Annotated in this window: 20 protein-coding genes; 6 read left to right on the top strand and 14 right to left on the bottom strand. The window is 70.8% G+C overall.

Annotated features, from left to right (window positions below; genetic code table 11):
- The first annotated feature begins 15 nt into the window (after positions 1-15).
- Positions 16-897 (top strand): NUDIX hydrolase, encoded by an 882-nt coding sequence (locus H613_RS31890; RefSeq protein ID WP_035739211.1) that lies wholly within the window; start codon positions 16-18, stop codon positions 895-897.
- Positions 898-919: 22 nt separating this feature from the next.
- On the opposite strand, the gene H613_RS0123065 is transcribed toward H613_RS31890, so the two are convergent.
- The 3 genes from H613_RS0123065 to H613_RS0123055 form a co-directional block, all read right to left on the bottom strand.
- Entirely contained in the window at positions 920-1,162 is a 243-nt protein-coding gene (locus H613_RS0123065; protein WP_026925620.1) for a hypothetical protein, read from the bottom strand.
- A complete protein-coding gene (locus tag H613_RS0123060; protein ID WP_156926224.1) occupies positions 1,159-1,995 on the bottom strand; it encodes a hypothetical protein in 837 nt (278 codons plus the stop codon). The genes H613_RS0123065 and H613_RS0123060 overlap by 4 nt, the downstream gene beginning before the upstream one ends.
- A gap of 240 nt (positions 1,996-2,235) precedes the next feature.
- Entirely contained in the window at positions 2,236-5,388 is a 3,153-nt protein-coding gene (locus H613_RS0123055; protein WP_026925618.1) for a glycoside hydrolase family 3 C-terminal domain-containing protein, read from the bottom strand.
- A gap of 102 nt (positions 5,389-5,490) precedes the next feature.
- On the opposite strand from H613_RS0123055, the gene H613_RS28660 reads away from it, so the two are divergent.
- Positions 5,491-6,816, top strand: coding sequence for an Hsp70 family protein (locus tag H613_RS28660; RefSeq protein ID WP_051393746.1), 1,326 nt, complete (start codon positions 5,491-5,493; stop codon positions 6,814-6,816).
- A 160-nt stretch (positions 6,817-6,976) separates the two neighbouring features.
- Positions 6,977-7,657 (top strand): SRPBCC domain-containing protein, encoded by a 681-nt coding sequence (locus H613_RS0123045; RefSeq protein ID WP_211234942.1) that lies wholly within the window; start codon positions 6,977-6,979, stop codon positions 7,655-7,657.
- An 82-nt stretch (positions 7,658-7,739) separates the two neighbouring features.
- Here the strand turns inward: H613_RS0123045 and H613_RS0123040 are convergent, their stop codons facing one another.
- On the bottom strand, positions 7,740-8,777 hold the full coding sequence (locus H613_RS0123040) for a chaplin family protein (RefSeq protein ID WP_084546908.1): 1,038 nt from the start codon (positions 8,775-8,777) through the stop codon (positions 7,740-7,742).
- A gap of 273 nt (positions 8,778-9,050) precedes the next feature.
- Positions 9,051-9,416 carry a hypothetical protein gene (locus H613_RS31205; protein ID WP_026925615.1) on the bottom strand — a complete coding sequence of 122 codons (366 nt, stop codon included), beginning with the start codon at positions 9,414-9,416 and terminating at the stop codon, positions 9,051-9,053.
- A gap of 56 nt (positions 9,417-9,472) precedes the next feature.
- On the opposite strand from H613_RS31205, the gene H613_RS0123030 reads away from it, so the two are divergent.
- Positions 9,473-9,667, top strand: a complete 195-nt coding sequence (locus H613_RS0123030; protein WP_156926223.1) for a hypothetical protein — start codon at positions 9,473-9,475, stop codon at positions 9,665-9,667.
- A gap of 199 nt (positions 9,668-9,866) precedes the next feature.
- On the opposite strand, the gene H613_RS28655 is transcribed toward H613_RS0123030, so the two are convergent.
- Entirely contained in the window at positions 9,867-10,610 is a 744-nt protein-coding gene (locus tag H613_RS28655; protein WP_051393745.1) for a DedA family protein, read from the bottom strand.
- A 435-nt stretch (positions 10,611-11,045) separates the two neighbouring features.
- On the opposite strand from H613_RS28655, the gene H613_RS0123020 reads away from it, so the two are divergent.
- A complete protein-coding gene (locus H613_RS0123020) occupies positions 11,046-12,176 on the top strand; it encodes a hypothetical protein (RefSeq protein WP_026925613.1) in 1,131 nt (376 codons plus the stop codon).
- A 960-nt stretch (positions 12,177-13,136) separates the two neighbouring features.
- Here the strand turns inward: H613_RS0123020 and H613_RS0123010 are convergent.
- The 5 genes from H613_RS0123010 to H613_RS31880 all read right to left on the bottom strand — a co-directional run bounded on the left by H613_RS0123010 (position 13,137) and on the right by H613_RS31880 (position 17,192).
- Positions 13,137-13,493 (bottom strand): ArsR/SmtB family transcription factor, encoded by a 357-nt coding sequence (locus H613_RS0123010; protein WP_026925611.1) that lies wholly within the window; start codon positions 13,491-13,493, stop codon positions 13,137-13,139.
- A 594-nt stretch (positions 13,494-14,087) separates the two neighbouring features.
- Complete coding sequence (locus H613_RS0123005) at positions 14,088-15,110, bottom strand: LacI family DNA-binding transcriptional regulator (RefSeq protein ID WP_026925610.1); 1,023 nt, start codon at positions 15,108-15,110, stop codon at positions 14,088-14,090.
- A 34-nt stretch (positions 15,111-15,144) separates the two neighbouring features.
- Positions 15,145-16,035, bottom strand: coding sequence for an HAD family hydrolase (locus tag H613_RS28650; RefSeq protein WP_084546906.1), 891 nt, complete (start codon positions 16,033-16,035; stop codon positions 15,145-15,147).
- A 144-nt stretch (positions 16,036-16,179) separates the two neighbouring features.
- Positions 16,180-16,527, bottom strand: a complete 348-nt coding sequence (locus tag H613_RS31885; protein WP_211234941.1) for a zinc ribbon domain-containing protein — start codon at positions 16,525-16,527, stop codon at positions 16,180-16,182.
- A complete protein-coding gene (locus H613_RS31880) occupies positions 16,527-17,192 on the bottom strand; it encodes an RNA-guided endonuclease InsQ/TnpB family protein (RefSeq protein WP_051393744.1) in 666 nt (221 codons plus the stop codon). The genes H613_RS31885 and H613_RS31880 overlap by 1 nt, the downstream gene beginning before the upstream one ends.
- Before the next feature lie 99 nt (positions 17,193-17,291).
- Here H613_RS31880 and radA point away from each other — a divergent pair, with 99 nt between their 5' ends.
- Positions 17,292-18,692 carry a DNA repair protein RadA gene (gene radA / locus H613_RS0122990; RefSeq protein ID WP_026925609.1) on the top strand — a complete coding sequence of 467 codons (1,401 nt, stop codon included), beginning with the start codon at positions 17,292-17,294 and terminating at the stop codon, positions 18,690-18,692.
- Between the two features lie 51 nt (positions 18,693-18,743).
- On the opposite strand, the gene H613_RS0122985 is transcribed toward radA, so the two are convergent.
- The 3 genes from H613_RS0122985 to H613_RS0122975 are packed head-to-tail and all read right to left on the bottom strand — an operon-like array spanning position 18,744 to position 22,654.
- Complete coding sequence (locus H613_RS0122985) at positions 18,744-19,277, bottom strand: NADPH-dependent FMN reductase (protein ID WP_026925608.1); 534 nt, start codon at positions 19,275-19,277, stop codon at positions 18,744-18,746.
- A 54-nt stretch (positions 19,278-19,331) separates the two neighbouring features.
- Entirely contained in the window at positions 19,332-19,880 is a 549-nt protein-coding gene (locus H613_RS0122980) for a DinB family protein (RefSeq protein ID WP_026925607.1), read from the bottom strand.
- A gap of 47 nt (positions 19,881-19,927) precedes the next feature.
- Complete coding sequence (locus tag H613_RS0122975) at positions 19,928-22,654, bottom strand: helix-turn-helix transcriptional regulator (RefSeq protein ID WP_026925606.1); 2,727 nt, start codon at positions 22,652-22,654, stop codon at positions 19,928-19,930.
- Between the last annotated feature and the right edge of the window lie 151 nt (positions 22,655-22,805).

Here is a 22,805-nt window from a genome sequence, read left to right as displayed (position 1 = left end):
CTTTTAGGAGTCCAGTTGAATCAACCCGAGATCTTCGCCGCGGGCGCCGTGCTGTGGCGCCGCGGCGAGCACGAGAGCGAGGTCGCGCTCGTCCACCGGCCGAAGTACGGCGACTGGTCGTTCCCCAAGGGCAAGCTCAAGCGCGGCGAGCACCTGCTGGCGGCGGCGCAGCGGGAGGTGTTCGAGGAGACCGGCATCCGGCCCGTCCTCGGGCGCCCCTTGACGCCGTCGTTCTACGACAAGGAGGGCCGCCTCAAGCGCGTCGACTACTGGTGCGCCACGGCCGCGGCCGACGCGGTCGACCAGGCAGTGGACCCGCGCGAGGTCGACGGCATGGAGTGGGTGCCGCTGAGCGAGGCCGCCGAGCGGCTCACGCACGAGCGGGACCGGCCGGTGCTGGCCGACTTCGCCGCGCACGAGGCTCGGGAGACCGTGCCGTTCATCTTCGTGCGCCACGCCATCGCGCTGTCCAAGGCGGACTGGTTCGACCAGGACGAGCTGCGGCCGCTCAACCAGCGCGGGCGCGAGCGCGCGACCCGGCTGGAGGTGCTGCTGTCGAGCTACCCGATCGGGGAGGCGTACAGCGCCACCAGCGCCCGGTGCCTGGAGACGCTGCTGCCATACTGCGCGGCCGAGGGCGTCCCGCTCGCGGGCCTGCCGGAGTTCACGCCGGGCACGGGCAAGCCGGGGCACGCGGGGACGCGGATCGACCGGCTCGTCGCCGAGGGCCGACCTGCCGTCATCTGCGGCCACGGCGGGACGATCAGCGAACTGGTCGAATACTTCTGCCACCGGATGGGAGCGGCCGCCCCGAGCGACGCCTCCCTGGAGAAGGGCTCATTCTGGGTCTTCCACACCGCGGACGGCCGCATCGTGGCCACGGAACGACACGACTAGCAAGACCGATACCACCCGGCGGTCAATCGTCTTTGAACGCGACCTCCAGATCAGGAGTCAACACCTTGAGCTGCTCAAGGGTATGACACGTCCGGATACGGTGCCGCAAGTCGTCATCAACGCCCTCCGGCGTCGCCTCCAGCCGCCGCAAGAGCATTCTCTTGCAGAACCACAGGAGGAAATCCTCCAATTTCTCTTGAGTTCGCCAGTCCCATTCGCAGAGGGTTCCGCAGACAGGGCACTCGCCTGTAAAGACATCCATCACCGGTCGGTCGCCTCGAAACGGCCGTTGAGTGCGACTTCGGTGATCCACAGCCGAAGCTGGTGGAGATCGCGGCAGGCCTCGATGGCTTGACGCTGCTCGGCGTCGGCGCCCTGAGACTTCTGCGCTAGCAGGTCGAACAGAGTGTGCCGCATCTCCTCAAGGCCCTCCTCAAGGCCCTTCTCGAGACCCTTCTCAAGACCTTCCTCGCGGAGGCTGTCGCTCCATTCGGAGTGGTAAGGGCGTGACTGCGTCTTCATCAGTGCCTCCAGCAAGCTTGCGGTTTCCTTGTCCAAGAATTCGAAGGAGTACATTGCGTAATCGGACCCTCGCCTCGGTTCCATCGTACCGAATATGTGGTCCAGGTTGGCCGCGACGAGCTCCTCCTTGCCCGGCGGCGAGGCGCCCCTGAGCACGACGGAGATCACCGCGACGGGGGCGGAGGGCAGGTCGCCGGGCTCGGTCAGGTCGGGGAAATCCCCCGGCCCGAGCGCCCGCACGGTGATCGTGTTGCCCGGTCCGAGGGCGATCCCCTTGCGGTACCGGCGGGCGAGCCCATCCGTTCCGGCGAGAAGCAGCAGCTCGACCGGCGTCCGATAGTCCTCGAAGGCCCTGGCCATGTACCCGGGGATCCGGTAGTACTTCTCGTCCTTCCACCGGTTCTGCATCTCGCAGATCACGATCAGCTCGGATCCGTCGGAGTAGGACAGCTTCGCTACACCGTCGGCCCTCCGCTCCGTCGGCCCCGGCGATCCGACCGAGCAGGACCTGGTCTCGGCCTTCGTGCATGTGGCCGAGGGCGGCCTGTGTCCGGCCAGTTCGAGCAGCCCGGCCATGACCTCCGGATTGTCCTGCACGACTTTGACGGCGATCTCATGTCGATCTCCTGGCATCACGTCTCGCTTTCCATCTGCGTTCGCATGTATGAACGAGACTGGAGCCGAAGAGAAACGGGACTGTCGGGTACTTGACATTACTAATCGACACATTTATATACCAAGTCGTATCGGCCAGGAGCAGAGCATGAAAGGGCCGGACCCGCCGTCGTATCCGACGGCGGGTCCGGTCCTGGTCTTCTAGCGGCGCAGGCGGATCGATTCGACGTAGATGCCCCCGGAGCGGAACCTGAGGTACAGGTCCCGCGTGCCTTCGGCTCCGGTCAGCGGAGCCTCGACGTCCTCGAACTTCTGGCGGTCGCCGGTGATCGGGACCGCCACCTCGGCCAGGAGCGGGCCGTCGGGCTCGTCCGCGCGGACCTCGATCACCGGGTCGGACAGGTCCGCCCAGTCGGCCGCGGTCGTCGCGGTGCGCAGCTCGATCGCCTTCGCACCCTCCAGCACCGCCTTGGTGAAGCCCACGTGGTCGCCCTCGCGGCGCGAGCCCGTCGAGTGGTAGCCCCCTTGGCGGGCAACGGTGTTCAGCTTCGAGACCTCCCAGTACGTCACGCCTCTGGCTATCGTCGCCTTCTCCCAGACGTTCTGCGGCTCACCGAGGTCGAGCGGCGCGATCGTCTCGCCCTCGATGCGCACCTCCTTCTCTGGGCCTTCGGAATCAGTGCCGACGAAGAACAGATATCGTCCGGTCTCCACGATCCGCCTGCCCGACACCACATCCCAGACGAACAACTCGGCCGGATCGATCTCGATCTCCACCCGCCGCACTTCGCCGGGCGCGATGTCCTTGACGCGCGTGAATCCGGCGAGCTGCATCTCAGGGATGCGATCGCCGTAGGCTGACGCGCATGCGCTCGCGAACACCAGCACGACCTCGTCGGAGGCGCGCCTGCCGGTGTTGGCCACATTGAGCGCCACCGTGAACGGCGTATCGGCCGCGGCTTCGTCGGGCGCTTCGAAGTCGCTGTACTCGAAGGTCGTGTAGGACAGGCCGTGCCCGAAGGCGTAGACCGGTTCGGCCTTCGAGTAGCGGTACGTCAGGCCCGCCGAGATCACGTCGTACTCGAGCATGTCGACCTCACTGACGCGGAATTCCTCGGTCTTCGGCCCCGGCTTCGGCAGCGAGTCGATGTCCGCCAGCCAGGTCGACGTGAGCCGCCCGGCCGGGGAGAAGTCCCCGAACAGCGCCTCGGCCAGCGCGGTCCCGGCCGCCTGACCGGCGTGCGAGGAGTACACGATCGCGGCCACGTTCGGGTCGTCGGCGATGTCGCCGATCGCGAGCGGGTACGACGAGACGACCACGACGACGGTGCGCCCCGGCTTCGCGGCCGCCACGGCGCGTACCAGGTCGGCCTGGCGCGCGGCGAGGTCGAGGCCCGGGCGGTCGAAGCACTCGCGGGCGTTCATCAGCGGGTGGTTGCCGACCACGACCACCGCGCAGTCCGCGTCGGCGGCGAGCGCCGCGGCCGCGGCGGGGCCGTCCGAGACCGTCGTCTCGGTCAGCGGCGTCCCCGGCCGTCCCTTGGCGAGCGGGAGCGACCCGTCTTCGGCGACGCCGACGTGGAAGGCGTCGGCGGCGCTGATGTCGGCCTCGACGTGGTTGAGCCCGAAGATCGAGACTTGATCCCCCTCGCGGCGGCGGTGGAAGTTCTGGAAGGTGAACCAGGCGTTGGCGTCGACCATCCGGTCGTCGGTCGCCGCGAGCGCCGGCCCGCCGCCCTTGCCGCTCGCGCCGATCTGGTTGGTGAAGGACGCGGGGCCGTCGTCGCGCTTGAGGATGTCGGCGCTGACGAACTTCCCGGTGGCGACGCTGCGGAACATGTACTGGTCGTGCGCCCAGTCGTAGACCTCGAACGACTCCGCCTCGCCGATCGCATCGGCGGTGGCTGCGAGCGCGCCGCCTTCGGCGACCGTGACGTGCCGCCCGCCCGCGGACCAGGCCACGACGTCGTTGCCGGTGTGGTGGGCGACGTTCTCGCCGCCGAGCCGCTCGGTGATCGCCTGGAGCGGGGTGACGCGGTGCTCGTCGGCGACCAGGGGGCTGTAGTAGTCGCGCAGGTTGAGGTCGGCCAGCGGGCCGACCACGGCCAAGCGCGGCCGCTGGGGCAGCGGCAGGAGCCCGTCGTTCTTGAGCAGCACGAGCTGCTCGCGGGCGGCCTGGAGGGCGAGCTCGCGCGATGCGGGCTCGTCCTGCGGGTGGGCGTCGAGCTCGATCCGGTTGTACGGGCACGCGTCGCCGTCGAGGCGGCCGGTGCTCACCAGGAACGTCAGCCAGTCGCGCACGACCCGGTCGGCGTCGGCCATCGTCAGCCCGAACAGGCCGCGCCGGATCGCCTCGGCCGCACCGGCGTTGAACGGCAGGTCGGAGCCGTCCCGCAGGTGCGTCTGCCCGGCGGCGACCATGAGGCCGCAGGCGTAGACGAAGACCTCGTCGCGGTCGATCTCGCGTCCCTCCTCGGCCGCGAGGGCCTTCGGGTACGGGACGTCGCGGCTCTCACCCTCGGCGACGCCTGCGGAGCCGTAAGTTTGCGCCTCGGCGACGCTTGCGGAGCCGTAAATTTGCGGGGTCTCCCAGGTGTCGAACGGCTCGCCCTTGGTGGTGTTGAGGTTGACCGCGTCCCAGCCGTCGGGCAGGAACATGAAGCCGCCCGGCGCCCATTCGCGCCGCAGCACCTCCAGGAGGGGGCTGATGATCGAAGGCACGCCATTGACGAGGTTATAGGCTGTCATCGCGCCTAGGACGGCACCGGCCTCGACGGGCTTGCGGTAGGGCACGGCCTGGTACTCGTTGAGCGCTCGGACGCCCATGGAGGCGGAGGTGCGGTGCCGGTGCCACTCGTGGTCGTAGCCGAGGAAGTGCTTCATCTGCGGCAGCACCCGCACGTATTCGGGGTGGCGGCCCCGCAGGCCGTGCGCGTAGGCGGTGACCATGGCGCCGACGTGGAGCGGGTCCTCGCCGAAGCCCTCCTCGTAGCGCCCGGCCAGCGGGTTGGAGCGGATGTCGGCGACGGGTCCGAAGGCGGCCAGGGCCTCGGGGTTCCTCGCGCGCATCTCGTGGCCGACGACCTCGCCGATGCGCTCGAGCAGCTCGGTGTCCCACGTGGCGCCGAGCCCGATGGGCTGGGGGAACATGGTGGCGTCGGCGTGGTGGCCCGAGCCGTGGAGGACCTCGGCGAAGCGGTTCCGGTGCTCGGGGAGGGTGTAGCCGTCGGCGAGGACGGTCTCGGGGATGCCGTCGAAGCAGGCGAGTTTCTGCTCGTCGGTCATGAGGGCCAGGATGGCCTCGACGCGCTCGGCGACCGGCCGGGAGGGATCGAGGTAAGCGGGTGCTGACATGGGCTTCCGATCGTCGGGTACAGGTCCTCCGACATTACGACGTACGACCCGACTAATTCAAGGTGATATTGAGCGCTCGCACCGCTTCGCTACGATCGCGGCATGCACCCCCTGCCCGCCGTGCCGTCGCTCGGCATCGACTTCGGCACCTCGCACACCATCGCCGTGGTCCGCCGCGCCGACGGGAGCGCGCGGCCGCTGCTGTTCGACGGCGCGCCGCTGATGCCGTCGGCGGTGTGCGCGGACGCCGAGGGCGGCCTGCTCGTCGGCCGCGACGCCCTCCACAGCGGACGAAGGTACCCGGAGCGGTTCGAGCCCAACCCCAAGCGACACATCGACCGCGGCACGGTCCTGTTGGGCGAGAAGGAGTTCCCCGTCGTCGAGCTCATCGCGGCGGTGCTGCGGGCCGTGGCCGAGGAGTGCCGACGCGTGGTGGGCAGGCCGCGGCAGGTCACCATCACCGTCCCGGCCGAATGGGGTCCGGCCAGGCGCCGGGTCGTCGAGGACGCCGCCACCAGAAGCGGGCTCGGGCCGGTGCGGCTCGTGCCCGAGCCGGTCGCGGCCGCGACGTACTTCGCCGAGGCGCTCAAGCGGCGTATCGGCATTGGATCGTCCATCGTGGTGTACGACCTGGGCGCGGGCACCTTCGACGCGAGCGTCGTGCGGCGCACCGCACACGGCTTCGAGACCGTGGCGCTGGACGGCCGATCCGATCTCGGCGGCCTCGACATCGACGCCGCCATTGTGGACCACCTGGCCGAGACGTACGGCGACCACGAGGGATGGCATCGCCTCACCAATCCGAGCACAGTGGAAGAGCGCCGGGCCTTCCGCGACTTCTCCGAGGAGATCCGCGGCGCCAAGGAGCGCCTGTCGCGCCACCAGCAGGCCGACCTGGCGATCCCGCTGCTCGAGGTGGAGGCGCACCTGACGCGCACCGAGCTCGAGCGCATCGCCGCCCCGCACCTGGAGCAGACGATCCGCGTGACGCAGGCGGTCCTGCGCGCCGCCGGGCTCGACGCCTCGCGCAGTGCGGGCGTGTTCCTCGTCGGCGGCGCGAGCCGGATGCCGCTGGTGGCGACGATGCTCCACCGCGCCCTGGGCACCGCCCCGACCGTGCTCGACCAGCCCGAGGTCGTCGTCGCCGAGGGCAGCGTGCTGTGGACCGGGCCCGCCGCGACGCCGCAGCCACCCGCGCGGACGGCGCCGCCGACACCGCAGCGCCCGCCGGGCGGGCGGCCCTCGCCGGTCACGCCGCAGGCGGCCCCCGCCTCGCCCCAGCGGTCGCTGCCGCCGAGCCCGCCGCGACCCCAGTCGCCGAGCCCCGAGGCCCGGGCGAAGGCCAAGCGGCTCAGCCGGAAGGTCGTCATCGGCGTCATCATCGTCGACATCCTGATCGTGATCGCGCTCATCGTCATCTTCCAGTAGGACGACGAGGTGAGCGGCGCGGAGCGGCCGACGCCGTCGGCTCGCTCATGAGCCGGTCGCTCAACGGCACCGACATGTTCGGCCGGCTCGGCGAGGACGTCCTCCTCGCTTACGGCACCGAAGGCGAGCCCTCCTATACCCGGTCGCGAGCGAGACGGCGGTGGGCCGCCTCCCTCCCGCCTGGGGGTCGGCGGTCTCCGCCGCGGCCACCGCGGCGATCGACGGGTATACGATCGCGGTCGCCGGCTCCGAGGACGGCGCCGTCCAGCAGGAGAGCCCGCAAGGCCGAGCCCCCCACGGGGCGCCGTCGTACAGAGAGGCAGAGGTCGCCGTCGTGGCACTCATCATCATCGCGCTGATCGCCGTCGTGATCGCCGCCTACTGCGTGTGGGCGATGCGCCGGGAGCATCGGATCGAGACCACCGCGCACCTCGACGCGCCCGCCCACGAGGTGTGGGCGGTCCTCACCGACTTCGACTCCTACGGCGAGTGGAACCCGTTCATCACCGCCATCGGCGGCCAACTGGCCGAGGGGGAGCGGCTCGACGTCACCCTCGCGCAGTCCGGCGGCAAGGCGCGGCGCTTCAGCCCCGCCGTCCTCCGCGTCTCCCCCGCCCGCCAGATCCGCTGGCTCGGCCGCCTCGGCCCCGGCGGACTCTTCGACGGCGAGCACTACCTCGTGCTCGAACCGCAGGAGGACGGCACCACGCGCCTGACCCACGGCGAGCGCTTCACCGGCGTCCTCCTCCCCGTGATGACCGGTCTCCTCGGCGACACCGCCACCGGCTTCGAGGCGATGAACGCGGCTCTGGCCGAACGCGTCAGAACCACTGAGCAGTAAAACCACCGAGCGGCGACACGGCTCGGCGCCGCGGCACATCGTGCCGCGGCGCCGAGCCGTCTGTGGGTTTCCAGTGCGGTGCTTAGAGCAGGCCCGCTCCGGCCAGCTCGGTCACGCCGGCGACGGTGTCGGTGGCCGTGGCAGCAACGTCTTCGGGAGTCACGTTGCTGCCGAGGCCGCCGGTCAGACCGTCGGCGACCGGAAGGCCGTCGGTGAGGCCGGAAGTCGGCAGTCCGTCGGTCAGGCCGGTCACGGTGTCCAGGGCGGGAACGCCGCCGACGGGCAGCTGCTCCTCGGCCACGTCCACGTCGGCCGCCTCGATGTCCGCGGACTCGGTGTAGGCCTTGTGGCCGTGGTGGTGGTCGTCGGGCTCGTCGGTGGCCTCGGAGCCGCCCTCGCAGGAGGCGAACGCGCTGCCGAGGATCGCGATGGCGTTGCCGCACACGTTGACCGGCGCCTGGATCGGCGCGAACAGCTGGTTGCCGTTGCCCAGCCCGACGTTGTCCTGGCTGGTCAGGTCGCCGCCGGGGCCGTTGTATTCGGCCTCGGAGCCGCCCTCGCAGCCCGCGCCGGCCACACCGCCGACGGCGACGGCGTTGCCGCAGACGTCGATCGGGGCCTGGATCGGCGCGAGAAGCTGGTTGCCCGAGAGCAGTCCGACGTTGCGCTGCGTCGTCACGTCGGCCGACTCGGCGTGGCGCCCCGACTCGGGGACCACCGCGGTCGAGCCGCCGGTCGACCAGGCGTCCGCGAGCCCGCCGACGGCGGCGGCGATGCCGCTGACCTCGGTGGGGACCTGGATCGGCGCGTACGCCTGGTTGCCGTTGGCCAGGCCGGTGTTGTTCTGCGTGGTCAGGTCCCCGCCGGGGCCGTCGAAGAAGGCGGCGGCGCCGCCCTCGCAGCCCGCGTTCGCGGTGCCGAGGACCGCGGCCGCGACGCCGCAGATGTTGATCGGGGCCTGGATCGGGGCGACCACCTGGTTGCCCGACACGGCGCCGACCTGGTCCGACGTCTCGACGTCGGGGCCGTAGGCCTGCGCGGTGCCCGCGCCCGCCACGAGGACGGCCCCCGCGGCGATCACGCTGGTCTGTGCGGTCTTACGTGCCCATGAGTTATTCACGAACCGTCACCTTTCAGGGAAATCGTTGTCGTTGTTCCATCACGTATCCCCCGTGAAGCTCCGGCGGCTCCAATGGCTTGTGCACGTTCATGCCGACGAGCGGTGCTCGCCGAAACGGGGTGCCTTGAAAACCGGAGAGTTGTGTTTGGTCGGCGGGCCGCCCGGGACCGGGCCCTTGGCGCCGGGTGCGCCCGCCGACCGAGTTCGCTCACCGCGGATGGCGCGACGGTCATGCCGTCCGCGGCCGAGCTGTTCTGTTGGCGCGGTGGGGTCTTAGAACGGCAGCGGGACTGGGAGGCCGCCGCCGAGGTCACCGAGCAGGTCGCCGACGGGGCTGCCCGCGGGCGCCGCCGACGATTCGGCCTGGTCGGCCTCCTCGTGGTCCGTCTTCGGGTCGGTCTGGTCGGCCTGGCCGCCGTTCTGGCCCGGCACCAGACCGCCCAGGAGTCCTCCCACGAGCGGCACGCCCTTGAGCGAGCTCAGAGGAAGGGCGCCGGTGAGTCCACCGAGCTGCTCGGGCGCCGACTGGACGGCGTCGAGGCCGGCCTCTTCGACGTCCGCGTCGGCGGCCTGAGCGGCCGATCCCGTGAACAGCAGAGCCCCCGTGGCGATGCCCCCGACGAGAGCCGCCTTACGCACAGTGCGCGTTTTCATCTGCGTTGCTTGCCTTTCTGCTGGCCTCGCACAACGTGGCAGTGCGGCTGGAGATTCAGCGCAGCACGAACCACCCCACCGTGTGGGCCATGTCGTCAGTGTTCGTCGATCAGTTGTCGAGCGAGCCGGTGCCGCGACGCGGTGCGTCGCCTCCGGTGCGGGTCCTCAGCCGCGACCTCGCCTGCTGGATCGCCTGCGGGTCGAGCACCCTCGCGCTGTCGTTAACGGGCCGGTGACACTCCCGGCCATCGGCCGCCGATCGTGTGATCGTGCGGCCACCCTGACTAACTAGGCAGGCGGGGGGGTGGTTACGCCCGGACGCGAAGAAATTCGAAAACATTGCCCCCCTGTCACCTAGGCGACATCGGAAGGCTCGCGTCCCGCATCGAACGGGGGACGCCGATGCGGCGTCCCCCGTTCGATGCGCTGCGCGCCTTACCTGACCCGGCGCAGGATGACGGTGTCGGTGCCCGAACCCGACCCCGAGCCGGTCCCCGGTCCCGAGTCGTTCCCGCGGCCCTTGTTCCGGATCGCCTTGATCGTGCGCGAGACGACGAACCACAGGACCAGCACGGCGATGATGCCGAGCACGATGTTGCTGAGCAGGCCGCTGTAGCGGTTCAGGACCGGCTCGATCTGCCGCCCGAAGCCGAAGCCGAGTCCCACCCAGATCGAGTTCCACACCGTGCTGCCGATGAGCGTGAAGAGCGTGAACTTCCAGAACGGCATCCGCTCGATGCCCGCGGGGATGGAGATGACGCTGCGCACGATCGGCAGGCACCTGCCGGCCAGGACCGCGACGACGCCCCACTTGGCGAACACGCGCTCGGCGAGCTCGAAGTCCTTGACCTCGAACAGCGGCAGCTTCTCGAACAGCCAGCGGGTGCGCTCGCGGCCGAAGGCGAGCCCGACGTAGTAGTAGAACCAGCCGCCGAGCAGCGAGCCGATCGAGGCGCACAGCATGACCAGGCCGAAGTTCATCTTGCCGTCGTAGGACAGGTACCCCGCCACCGGCAGGATGAGCTCGCTCGGCACCGGCGGGAAGATCGTCTCGATGGCGAGGGCGAGCCCGACGCCGACCTCGCCCAGCTTGTCCATGAGGTCCAGGACCCACCCGATGAAGCCGCCGGGCTCGGTCTCTCCGGCGGCCATCGTCAACGCCAGGGTGTCACTCAGCATGGTCGTCCTCTGGACTCGCGATCGCGGCCCGCGCTCGGCGAGGGTCGATCTCGGTGGGCAGGTGGCATGAAGCGTACGCGCGCACCGCGGCGCGGGCCCGGCCGGAGAGGCCCGGACCGCTTCGGGCGCTTCGGTGGTTCGTCACGAGGCAAGCCTAGTCAGCCCGCGTGAACGCGCGCCTCCGTCTTTCGGCCGATCTCGCGTTCCGGCGCCGCTCGGACGGCGCGTCCGGCGCGGGTGCGGGACCCCTCCCGGCTCCCGCGCGTCCGCGTACCGCCGACGCGGTTCATCGCTCGGCGGAACCGAGGCCACCTTGTGTCGCCACACGAGCAGCGCCACGCCATACTTAGTGGTAATTCGCGGTACATCCGGCTCGCACCCGCCCGGTGCAGCCGGATTACTGGTCGGTAGCTCGGAGTGGGAGGGAGGGTCTCGATGAGTCGCACCGTCGGGCCGTACGAAGATGTCGCGACCGCTCGCGTCGAAGGGGCCTACGAGCTGTGCGAGGGCGTCGACGAGACCGGGCGCCCGGTCCAGATCCTCACCCTGGGCTCGACCTCCTCCAAGGACCCGGCCAGGCGCGGCCTGCTGTCCGACACGGTCGCCTGGGCGTACGCCACGGCGGGCCCCGAGGACGCGCCGATCCTGGTGGCCGACCTCGAAGCCGAGCAGCCGTACGTCGTGGTGCTGCGCGACGCGCGCCTGCGGGGCGCCGACCGGATCATGGACCGGCTGCTGGCGCTCGGCCCCGCCACCGGCCCGCTGCCCGTCGGGCCCGCCGCGGCCGCCCACCGGCCGCAGGCTCCCGCCTCCCCGGCCGGGCCGCCCTCGGCCCCGCCGATGTCCCCGCCGGTGGTGGTCATCGCCCCGCCCAAGCGCCGCTCGCAGCTGCGGCCCATCCTCATCGGGATCGCCAGCGTGGTGGCGATCGTGGCGCTGGCCGTGGGCGCCTGGATCCTGTGGACGACGCTGTCGTCCGGCGACGAGGAGACCGCCGGCTCGCAGCCCGCGCCCGCCGCCACCGAAACCGATCCCGCCGAGGCCGAGGACGCCCCCGAGGGCGCGGCCGAGGAAGGGGTGGACGAGCAGCCGACGGTGCCCGAGTGGCGATCCGACGCGCAGGACCTGTCGGTGGCGGGCGAGCTGTTCACCGAGCAGGACGAGACGAACACCGTCGCGCTCGCCGGGTGGCCGTTCGCGTTCCGCGTGCCCGAGGGCTACCACTGCGAGCAGGGCGAGCAGTCCACCGTGTGCACCGCGCCCGACGGGGACTCGTCGGTGGAGGTGGGGTGGGCGGTGTGCGAGGACCCGTGCGGCGACGAGGCCCGCGAGGAACTCCAGGAGGCGCTGCCCTACCAGCCGCTGCAGGCCTACGAGAACGGCGACATCGGCTTCTCGAGCCGCGAGCCGTACGGGAAGTGGAAGGCGTCGCTGAGCGTGTTCGTGGAGGACGACGACGTGGTACTGCACGTCACCGCGGTGGCGGACGTGGACGTGGAGCTGGCCGAGGAGGCGCAGCCGGTCCTCAACGACGTGATGAACCAGGCTAAGTCGCTGGAGGAGTAGGCGTCCCAGGTCTCGAGCACGGAGGCGACCGCGGCGCTGGAGCTGCCGGGGGGCTCGGGGACGGCCGGTCCGAAGCCGGCGTCGATGAGCAGGTCGATGTACTTCTGGCTGCCGTAGGAGCGCACCAGGTTCGAGGCGGCCTCGATGCGGGCGTCGCCGAGGTCGGCGGCCACCAGCATCGGGAACTCGAACTGGCTGACCTGGACGTTGCCGCTGGGCACCATGAGCCCGGCGTCCTCCTCGGCGTTGCGGCGGCGCACCTCCGAGGCGGACATGACGGGGACGGCGTCGGGCTCGTCCGCGCCGGAGACGTCGGCCTCGTCCACGCCGAAGATGACGATCCACAGCAGACTCGCCGGGTCCTGGCGCGGGTCTTCGAGGACGACCGCCACGTCCTCGGGGTTGACCTGGGCGGCGTCGGCCGCGTCGGTGCCCTCGGGCAGCGCGAGGCCGACCGCGTCGGAGGCCGTGGAGGTCTCGAATACCTCCCACCGCTCGGCCAGGCCGGTGCCCGGCACCTCCAGGACGAGGTCGGTCTCGGGGATCCACACGTCGGCGTCGGCCTCGGCGATCTCGCCGGTGGGCACGGCCTCGACGGTGATCTCGGCGCACACGTCCGATCCTCGGGACGGCGCCCCGCCGCCCTGGGCGACGAAGGACTGGAGGATCGGGGCGAGCTCGGGGGTGGCGGCCACCGTCAAGGTGGTCTCGGTGCCGCAGGACTGCACGTGGGCGATCGCCGCGTTCAGTGTGTAGACGGTCACCGGGGCGAAGACGGCCAGCAGTGCGGCACCGCCGAGCAGGCGACGACCCTCTCTCGAGAGTCGTCGCGGTCTGCGGTGTCGGCCGGTCATGTCACCAGTGTATGACCCGACACAGTTTCAGTCGAGCTCCCGTTTTTCAGTTATCCATTGCCGACTCGGTGTCACGGCGGGTGAGACGCCCCGCCGTGGGAGCGGTCTAGCGACGCCGCCGGCGCTTCGGCGGCGTGAGCAGGTCCGCGACGATCCGCATCGTCTCGGGGACGAGGCGGAAGTAAGCCCACACCCCGCGCTTGTCGCGCTCGACGACCCCGGCCTCGGCCAGGATGCGGAGGTGGTGGCTCACCGTCGGCTGGGACAGGCCCAGCGGTTCGGTCAGCTCGGCGACGCAGGCTTCCTGTTCGGGGGAGGCCTGGATGAGGCTGATGAGCTGCAGTCGGTTCGGGTCCGCAAGTGCTTTGAGGACACCTGCGATGCGCTCTGCGTCGGCCTTGGAGATCGTCTCGCCGCTCACTGGCGACACTGGCGTCTCGGCCTCGACGGTGACTCGCACCATGATCGTGTTCCTTCCGGATTGGTTCACGCTCGGCTCCGGACATGGCCGCGCTGCCATTAATCCAGTTCCAACCGTGAATATGCCCTTGCGTTGTAGCCGGGCGGTAACGACGACGCTTCCAGCACGCAAAGGCTTCGGTTCCCTGTGGCCTCAGAGAAAGCTGCACCACGGCTCTCACTAGACCTAACGCCGAGAGTACGCCGCTTGCACCAACCGGGCCACCACCATTCGGCGATCACTTTTAGCAACGTGACCAATTTCGGCCGGTCGGACGGATGACTACCAGGCGTTATATCCAAATACGCCTATATTTAATCGTTTGCCGATTCAAGAGTGAGATAGACGTCACTCTCCGTGAGTGACGAACGTCTCACTATTTAGAACGGGACGGAACCGCAGCGTACATCGGTCGAGGGTAGATCCTATAGGATACCGCCCAAACGAATGTTCGAGACCGCTTTCCGACGGGACGACCCTAACAAGGCCCCTCCCGCGCCCATTGGCGACGGCCTCGGAGAGTTGCGCGCGCCGCAATCAAAACGAGCCGCATAACGCAGCGGAGCGTCCATGCGACTCGTCTCGGAATGGGAGCGATTACTTCCCGCGCGGCGGCGCGGTGGAATCGCGCTCGATGAGTTCGGCGCCGACCGAGAGTTCCTCCGGAAAGTCCGCGTCCTCTTCCAATGCCGCCGTGAGCGCCTTGACGCCCATGTCGTGCAACGGAAGCGCGACCGTCGTCAACGACGGCGTCAGGTCCCGCACGATCGGAATGTCGTCGAACCCGGCCACCGAGACCTCGTCGGGGATCCGCACGCCGCCCTCGCGCAGCGCCGTGCACAGGCCCGTCGCCTGCACGTCGCCGGTCACGAACACCGCCGTCGGCAGCGAGCCGCGCGCGAGCAGCTCCTGACCGGCGGCGTACCCGCCGTCGCGGCTGAACTCCGAGGGCACGTGCACCACGTCCGCGTCCGGCGGCAGCGCCTCGACGAACCCGTCGCGCCGCTCGCGCACCACCCGGAGCTGCTCGGGCCCGGCCACGAGCGCGAACTCCCGGTGGCCCAGGCCGACCAGGAACCGCGCCAGTTCGCCCGCGCCCTCGCGGTTGGCCGGGCGCACCACGCGCCCCGGCAGGCCCGGCTGCCCGACGCTCACCACGGTCGCGCCCAGTTCGAGCAGATCGGACAGGTGGTCGCCGAGCCTGGCCTCCGCCTCCTCGTCGGTGGTCCGCGAGCCGGCCACGATCACCGCGCGCGGCCGGTAGCCGCGCAGCGAGTCGAGGTGCTGCACCTCCGAGTCGGGGTCGATGCCCGTGTCCGCGATGAGCACCCGCACGTTGCGGTGGGCCGCCTCCGCGAGGACCCCGCCGGCGATCTGCCCGAAGTACGGGTCGGTCACGTCGTGCAGCAGCAGCGCCACCGTCTGCGACGTGGAGCGGGCCAGGACCTGCGCTCCCACGTTCGGGGCGTAGCGCAACCGGCGAGCCGCCTCCCGTACCCGCTCGCTCAGCTGATCGCTCACCCGGTGCGGCGAGCCGTTGAGGACGCGCGAGGCGGTGGCCACCGAGACGCCGGCGGCTCGGGCTACATCGGCCAGTCTGGCCGGTTGTTTGCGTTCCATTTCGCTGAGGCTACCCACCTTGGGAAAGCGCTGCTCAGGCGGTCCTGAGACGACGGTCCCTCCACACGCGCCAGGCTACATAAGCCACAGCGGCAACGCCGACTCCGGCGGCCGCGTACTTCAGGCGGGCGGGTCCGGGCATGGCCGGGCGCAGCGCCACCGGGCGCCGGAACACCAGCTGCGGCCAGTCCTCCTCGAGCGCCAGGCGGCGCAGTCCGCGGTCGGGGTTGACCGCCCGCGGGAAGCCGACCGTTCGCAGCATCGGCTCGTCGGTGATCGAGTCGGAGTAGGCGAACGAGGACTCCAGGTCGATGCCGCGATCGGAGGCGAAGCGCTTGATCGCGTCGGCCTTGGCGGGACCGGCGGCGTAGAACCCGATCTCGCCGGTGTAGCGGCCGTCGGCGCCGATGACCATCCGGGTGGCGATGACGTCGGTGACCCCGAGCATCCGGCCGATCGGCGCCACCATCTCCTCGCCAGAGGCGCTCACCAGGACGACGGCGCGCCCGGCGGCTCTGTGCGCCTCGATGAGCGCGGCGGCCTCGGCGTAGACGAACGGGTCGATCAGCTCGTGCAGGGTCTCGTCGACGATGGCGCGGACCTGGTCGGCGGGCCAGCCGCGCGAGAGCTGGGCGACGTAGTCGCGGGTGCGGGCCATCTGCGCCTCGTCCGAGGAGCCGCCGAGCCGGAACACCAGGTGCGAGTAGGCGACCTTGAGGACGTCGCGGCGCCCGAGCAGGCCGCCCTTGTACAGGGGGCGGCTGAAGGCGAGCGAGCTCGCCCTCGCGATGACGGTCTTGTCGAGGTCGAAGAAGACCGCGCTGCTGCCCGGCGAAGCCTGCGAGCCGGCCGATGGGCTCGGCGGGCCGTCGATGCGGTCGGTGGAGAGCGCCGGCGAGCCGCCTGTCGGCTCCTCTGATTCCATGCCGCCAGTCTATTGACATCCTCCCCTCTCAAGAGAGGGGATTCCCGGCTTGCGGTTCGCGTGGTGCGTTCCGGCTACGGGCGGGTTCCTGTTTCGACGGGCCGTGCCGGGTCTCCCCGGTCTTATCAGCCCTCCGCAGGCGTTTCAGGTGTCCGCGTGTCCCGCGGCCACCAGCCGCCTGCCCTCGCGGCGGATGTTCAGCTCGGCATTCTGGTCCCGGTCGTGGACCACTCCGCACCCGCACGCCCAGGTGCGAACCCTCAGACCTTCCAGCCCTTGCGGCCCGGTCAGCGCACCGCATGCCGAGCACAGTCGAGTCGATGGGAAGTACCGATCGACCTTCGCAAAGGTGCGCCCAGCCCTCCGGGCTTTCGACTCCAAGCAGGCTAGGAACCTTCCGAAAGCGACATCATGTATGCCCTTGGCAGACCAGCCTCGAATGAGCCCATGAACGTTCAGGTCCTCGACATAGAGAGCTTGGTTCTCGCTCACTAGCGTCGCCACCTGGTCTCGGCGCCTTCCTCCTCGATCGGCTCGAGGATATCGGCCCCATCGACCACGAACGAGGCGTAGTACCTGCCGGTGGCGGTCTTGAGCACCGTCACGCTGGAGGGATCGGCAGGCAGTGCCCGAGACCAGGCCACTCGGAGGCCACCGACCTTCGCCACATATAGGCGGCCGTTCATCTTGATGGAGAACCCGCGCCGGGTGTACCGGGCGGACTGAGTATGCGAACGCCGTTTGAATCTCGGCGGACCGATACGGGCACCAGCTCGCTTCCCCGACAGGGAATCGAAGAAATTCCGATATGCGGCATGGCAGTCGCGGAGGGCCTGCCGCAATGGCAGCGTGGAGACCTCGGACAGCCAGGCCCGCTCCGGCGTCCGCTTCGCAGCCGTTATCAACTGCTCGTCCAACTTCGCGGTTGTCGGATATGGCAGCCCCTCCGCATGTGCAGCCCTCCGGGCCGCCACCGCATCGTTGAACACCGTCCGCACGCACCCGAATGTCCGTGCCAACGCTTTGCGCTGGGGCGCAGTCGGGTAGACGCGAAACCGATATCGGAGGAGCACGCCTTCGACCGTAGCGAGAAGGCCCGACAAGGCCATCGACTCCATCTCACCATGCGTGATATCAGGCATGCGATCGTTCGCCATCCCTCCTCACCAGAGATCAGCACCACGAAACCGATGGCACCGGGCGACGCATTCGCCCGCTGATCGGGCGATGTCGGTGGCGGCCCGTACGCTTGCGCCATGCCGAAGAGCCAGCGGATCTCATATGCCTGCGCCGCGTGCGGCCACCGCGTCCCCAAGTGGGTCGGGCAGTGCCCCGACTGCGGCGAGTGGGGCTCGATGGAGGAGTCCGCGGCGCCGCCGCGCCAGACGGCCGGGCCGGTCGCCGCCGCCTCCGGCGCGCGCCGCCCCGCCACGCCCGCGCAGCGGATCGGCACCGTCTCGGCCGAGCAGGCCGCGAGCCTGCCCACCGGGATCGGCGAGTTCGACCGCGTCATGGGCGGCGGCCTGGTGCCCGGCGGCGTCACGCTCATCTCCGGCGAGCCGGGCGTCGGCAAGTCGACGCTGCTGCTCGAGGTCGCGCACCGCTTCGGCGAGGCCGGGTACGGGCGGGCGCTGGTGGCCACCGGCGAGGAGTCGGCCTCGCAGGTGCGGCGGCGCGCCGACCGCACCGGGTGCTTGTCCGAGGAGCTCTACCTCGCCGCCGAGACCGATCTGGGCGCGGTGCTCGGCCACATCGAGGACGTGAAGCCGGGCCTGATGATCCTCGACAGCGTCCAGACGGTGATCGCCGGCGACGCCGACGGCGTGCCCGGCGGGGTGACGCAGGTGAAGTCGGTGGCCAGCGCGGTCATCGCCGAGGCGAAGGCGCGCAACATGGCGGTGATCCTCGTCGGGCACGTCACCAAGGACGGCGGCATCGCCGGGCCGCGGGCGCTGGAGCACCTCGTCGACACCGTCGTGCACTTCGAGGGCGACCGGCATTCGATGCTGCGGCTGCTGCGCGGGGTGAAGAACCGCTTCGGGCCCGCCGACGAGGTCGGCTGCTTCGAGATGACCGAGGACGGGATCGTGTCGCTGGCCGACCCGTCGGGGCTGTTCCTCGACGACGCGCCGAGCGAGCCGACCCCCGGCACGTGCGTGACGGTGACGATGGAGGGCCGCCGGGCGGTGCCGGTGGAGATCCAGGCGCTGGTGGGGAAGTCGGTCAAGGACGGCGCGATCCCGCGGCACACCGTCTCCGGGCTCGACCAGGCGCGGCTGAACATGGTGCTGGCGGTGCTGACGCGGCGCGGCGGGATGCGGCTGCTCGACCGCGAGGTGTACGCGACGACGATCGGCGGCATCAGGGTGCGCGAGCCCGCCTCGGACCTGGCACTGGCGCTGGCGCTGGTGAGCGCCGAGCAGGAGATCGCGGTGAGCGCGGACCTGGTGGCGATCGGGGAGGTGTCGCTGACCGGGCAGGTGCGCCGGACGGTGAACGCGGACCGGCGGCTGACCGAGGCGGCGCGGCTGGGCTTCAAGACGGCGATCGTGCCCAAGGGATCGGTCTCCGAGCGGCACACCGGGATCGAGGTCATCGAGGTGGAGACCGTCAACGACGCGAAGCAGGCCGCCGCGAGGACCTGGGCGCGGCGTTAGGAGGCGGGAGTCCTCACCGAGGCTCCGCGGGGCCGCCGCGAGGTCGTGGCCTTAGGCCTCCACTAGCAGCGTGAGGACCTTGGCGAGCTGTTCGCGCACCTCGGGGTCGGCGATGCGCCCCTCGGGGTCGCGTTCGCGCCCGCCCGCCGCGATCCTGACGCACGCGGGCTCGACGATGCGGGCGCCGGTGTACTCGAGCACCGAGCGCAGCGTGGCCTCCGCGCCCTGACCGCGGCCGGGGTTCGCGGCGTTCACCCAGGCCGTGGGCTTGTCGTTGATGTCGGCGGTGCCGACGGTCCAGTCCAGGAGGTTCTTGAACGAGCCGGGCAGGGTGCCGGCGTACTCGGGGGTGCAGATCAGGACGGCGGCGGCATCGGCGATCGCTGCGCGCAGCGCGGCCACCGGCGCGGGCGGCGCGTCGGTGTCGTCGTCGGGGTTGAAGTGCGGCAGCTCGGCCAGCCCGTCGTAGCGCACGGTGCGGACGCCCGCGGGCGCGGCGGCGTGGGCCGTGCGCAGCACGGCGTTGTTGGACGAGGCTGCGCGAAGGCTGCCGGAGAGCAGCAGCACCGTGGAGGACTCGGGCATCCGCCAAGCCTAGCTCGCGTCAACCGTCTCCTATTTCGTTGGCGTGCAAGGCGTTCAGTTCGGCGGATCCTCGCCCACGAGGCCGTCGACCGATTCGCGGATGAGGTCGGCGTGGCCGGTGTGCCTGGCGTACTCCTCGATGAGGTCGATCATCAGTCGGCGCAGGCTCGGCGAGCGGCCGTCGGGCCACGTGTAGCGCACGAGCTGGTCGAGGCCGCCGTCGTCGATCGCTTCGGCGAGCAGGACTCGCGATCGTGCCACTGCGCCGCTCCACAGCTCCATGAGCTGCTCGGGCGTGTCGTCCGCGGCCGAGTGCCAGTCCCAGTCCGGGTCGGCCTCCCAGTCGGCGGCGTTCCACGGCGCGCCGAACGGACGGTCGTGGAGCATGCAGGAGAACTTCTCCTCTTCGACGCGCGCCAGGTGCTTGAGCAGGCCGCCCAGGGTCACCGACGAGGCGCCGACCCTCGCCCGCATGCCTTCGGCGTCCAGCCCGCCGCACTTCCACGACAGCGTCGCCCGCTGCCGCTCCAGCGATCCGATCATGGTCGCCGTCTCGTCGCCCGCGATCGGCGGCTCGATGCGGTTCTCGTAGGTGTCGTTCATGGCGTGAGGCTATCGGCCGGGTCCGACACCGGCCGGGGGTTCGGCCGCTACAGGCCGAGTTTCGCCAGCTCGGTGCGGGAGGCGACGCCGAGCTTCGGGTACGCCTTGTAGAGGTGGTAGCCGGCGGTGCGCGGGCTCAGGTAGAGCTGCTCGCCGATCTCGCGGTTGCTCAGCCCCACCGCCGCCAGGCGCACCACTTGCAGCTCTTGGGGCGTCAACCGCTCGGCCAGGCCCGGTCCGGCCTCCAGCGGCCCCGCGTCGCCCGCCGCGCGCAGTTCGCGCCGCACCCGCTCGGTCCACGGTGCGGCGCCGAGGCGCTCGAAGGTCTCGGCGGCCGAGCGCAGGCGGCTCTTGGCCTCGCCCACGCGCCTGGCCCGGCGCAGCCACGCGCCGAGCAGGAGATCGGTCCTGGCGGTCTCGAACGGGAACGCGTCGGCCTCGCGGTGCAGCTCCGCGGCGCGCTCGTAGTGCTTCCCGGCGTCCTCTTCGGACGCGAGCAGGCCGAGGCAGCGCTCGGTCATCGCCTGCCAGTGCGGCACGCCCGTCGCCTCGGCCCATCGAGAGAACCACTCGAAGGCGCCGGCGGTCCTCTGCGGATCACCGGTGCGGACGGCGGCCTCGACCGCCACCGGGACGTGCGGCAGCACGTCGCCGGGCGCCTCGGACTCCAATCGCGCCATGAGCCGGTCGAGCGCCTCCTCGCAGCGGCCGAGACTGAAGTCGAGCAGGGCGATCGCCGTGTCGACGACGACGAGCGTGTCGGAGGGCGATTCGTCGAGCGCCGCGTCGATGAGCTCTCTGGCGCGCTCCTCGTCGCCGCGCAGCGCCGCGATCGGGGCGAGGATCCACGCCCGCGCCTTGACCGGTCCGATCTTCTGGCCGAGCTCGTAGGCGAGCTCCACCGAGTTCTCGGCCAGCGCCACCGAATCGGCCCATCGTCCCCTGTGGAACTCGGTGAGGGCGTTGAGGGCCAGCGCCCTCGGCAGCGGCCCCGAGGCGCCGGACTCGCGGCATTCGCGCACGAGCGCCGCGGAGGAGCGCTCGGCCGTGGCGATGTCGCCGATGAGGGTGCGCCACCAGACGAGCATGGCCCGGTCGTCCAGCGAGACGTTCGAGCCGAACTCGTCGTGGACGGCGAGCAGGTGCCGGAGCGAGGCCACCGCCTCGGCGGCGGTGATCGCATGCGAGCGGTTGAGCCCGGCGGTGGCGGTGGCCAGGTGCCGCACCCACGCGGCGTGGTCGATGCCGAGCCGTTCGGCGTGGTCGGCGGCGTCCTGAGCACGTCGGAAGTCCCCGCCCTGCCAGGCCAGTTCGACGGCGCGGAACAGCGGGTACCCGGCGGCCTGGGGATTGTTGGACGCCGTGTAGTGGTCGGCGGCCTCCGTCCACAGCCGGTAGGCCTCGCGGATCTCCCCGCCCCAGGAGGCGACCGCGGCGCCGACGGTGGTGGCGCGGGCCAGGTGGCGCCGGTCGCGGGTCTGGCGGCCCACCGCCGCGGACAGCTCCGCGGCTTTCGGGGCGTTGCCCGCGAGGAGTGCGGCTTCGGCGGCGAGGAGCAGGCGACGGCCCTTCTCGCGGCCGTCGGGGGTGAAGGCGGCGGCGCGTTCGAAGGTCGAGTACTCGAGTCGGTGGCCGCCGCAGCCGCGCGCGCATTCGCCGGAGGCCTCGAGCGCGGCGGCCACGGACTCGTCGGGGCCGGTCGTGGCGGCCGCGAGGTGGAAGGCCCGGCGGTGGTCGACGGCGCCCAGGGTGTCGGCGAGGGCGCGGTGCGCTTCGAGTCGCCGGTAGGTGGGCGCGCCTTGGTAGGCGGCGGTGCGGATGAGCGGGTGGCCGAACTCGAGGCGGCCCCCGCCGACGCGGACCAGGTCGTCGGCCTCGGCGGGCGCCAGGTCGGGAAGGCTCGCGCCGAGCCGCTCGGCGGCGGCCAGGACGGTGCCGGTGTCGCCGGTGTCCTCGGCGGCGATGACGAGCAGCAGCGTCCTGGTGGCCTCGGGGAGGCGGTCGATGCGGTCGCCGAACGCCTGCCTGAGGCGGGCCGTGGTGGAGCGGCGGGGCCCCGTCCGGTCGGTGCCCACGCGGGCGTCGGATTCGACCGCCGGGAGTTCGAGCAGGGCGAGGGGGTTGCCTTCGGCGGCCTTGATGATGCGGTGCCGCATGGCGTTGGACCGGCCCGAGAGCCGCTCGGCGAGCAGGCTCGCGGCGGCCTCGTCGTCGAGCGGGCCGACGACGAGCTCATCGAGGCCCGGGGCGGGGAAGTCGGGGGCGTAACCCTCGCGGACGGCGAACAGCATCGCGACCGGCTCGGCCGTCAGGCGCCGGGCCACGAACAGCAGGACGTCGGCCGAGTCGGGGTCGAGCCAGTGGGCGTCGTCGACGACGCACAGCACCGGCTTCTCCGCCGAGGCCTCGGCCAGCAGGTTGAGGACGGCGACACCGAGGGCGAACCGGTCTCGTTCGGTCTTCTCCTCCGGCGGCTCGCCCAGGCCCAGCACTGTGCGCAAACCGCGCGCATGGGTCTGCGACAGCGCGCTGATGTGGTCGGCGAGGGGCTGCAGGAGCGCCTGCAACCCCGCGAACGACCAGGCGTGCTCGCTTTCGACGCCGACGCAGCGCAGGACCGTGAAGTCGGCGGCCGTCTCGGCGGCAGCGCTCACAAGGGTGGATTTGCCGATGCCGGCTTCGCCACGCACCACCAGGGCCGAGCCCTGAGAGGCACGCGCGTCGTCGAGAAGGGAGGCGAGGGCAGCGGTCTCCGGGGCGCGTCCGTACAGCACGCGATCAACGATAGCGCCGCCCAAATCCCCCAAAGAATCCCAATCCCTATATTCTATAAATTATAGCCTATATATTATGTCCATAACATATAAAATATAGACTATAATTTATAGGGTGTTCGGTGTTCGGTGTTCGGTGTTCGGTGTTCGG

This window comes from Glycomyces arizonensis DSM 44726 (genome assembly GCF_000482705.1).
Taxonomy (GTDB): Bacteria; Actinomycetota; Actinomycetes; order Mycobacteriales; family Micromonosporaceae; genus Glycomyces; species Glycomyces arizonensis.
The sequence above is the reverse complement of the archived record's forward strand: the minus strand, read 5'-3'. Positions and strand labels throughout refer to the sequence as shown.

Excerpts from the sequence above, each read along its gene's own strand:
- H613_RS0123060 (WP_156926224.1), bottom strand. The coding sequence starts at position 1,995 with ATGGCCGGGCTGCTCGAACTGGCCGGACACAGGCCGCCCTCGGCCACA.
- H613_RS0123055 (WP_026925618.1), bottom strand. The coding sequence starts at position 5,388 with ATGTCAGCACCCGCTTACCTCGATCCCTCCCGGCCGGTCGCCGAGCGC.
- H613_RS28660 (WP_051393746.1), top strand. The coding sequence starts at position 5,491 with ATGCACCCCCTGCCCGCCGTGCCGTCGCTCGGCATCGACTTCGGCACC.
- H613_RS28655 (WP_051393745.1), bottom strand. The coding sequence starts at position 10,610 with ATGCTGAGTGACACCCTGGCGTTGACGATGGCCGCCGGAGAGACCGAG.
- H613_RS0123020 (WP_026925613.1), top strand. The coding sequence starts at position 11,046 with ATGAGTCGCACCGTCGGGCCGTACGAAGATGTCGCGACCGCTCGCGTC.
- H613_RS0123010 (WP_026925611.1), bottom strand. The coding sequence starts at position 13,493 with ATGGTGCGAGTCACCGTCGAGGCCGAGACGCCAGTGTCGCCAGTGAGC.
- H613_RS0123005 (WP_026925610.1), bottom strand. The coding sequence starts at position 15,110 with ATGGAACGCAAACAACCGGCCAGACTGGCCGATGTAGCCCGAGCCGCC.
- H613_RS28650 (WP_084546906.1), bottom strand. The coding sequence starts at position 16,035 with ATGGAATCAGAGGAGCCGACAGGCGGCTCGCCGGCGCTCTCCACCGAC.
- H613_RS31880 (WP_051393744.1), bottom strand. The coding sequence starts at position 17,192 with ATGGCGAACGATCGCATGCCTGATATCACGCATGGTGAGATGGAGTCG.
- radA (WP_026925609.1), top strand. The coding sequence starts at position 17,292 with ATGCCGAAGAGCCAGCGGATCTCATATGCCTGCGCCGCGTGCGGCCAC.
- H613_RS0122985 (WP_026925608.1), bottom strand. The coding sequence starts at position 19,277 with ATGCCCGAGTCCTCCACGGTGCTGCTGCTCTCCGGCAGCCTTCGCGCA.
- H613_RS0122980 (WP_026925607.1), bottom strand. The coding sequence starts at position 19,880 with ATGAACGACACCTACGAGAACCGCATCGAGCCGCCGATCGCGGGCGAC.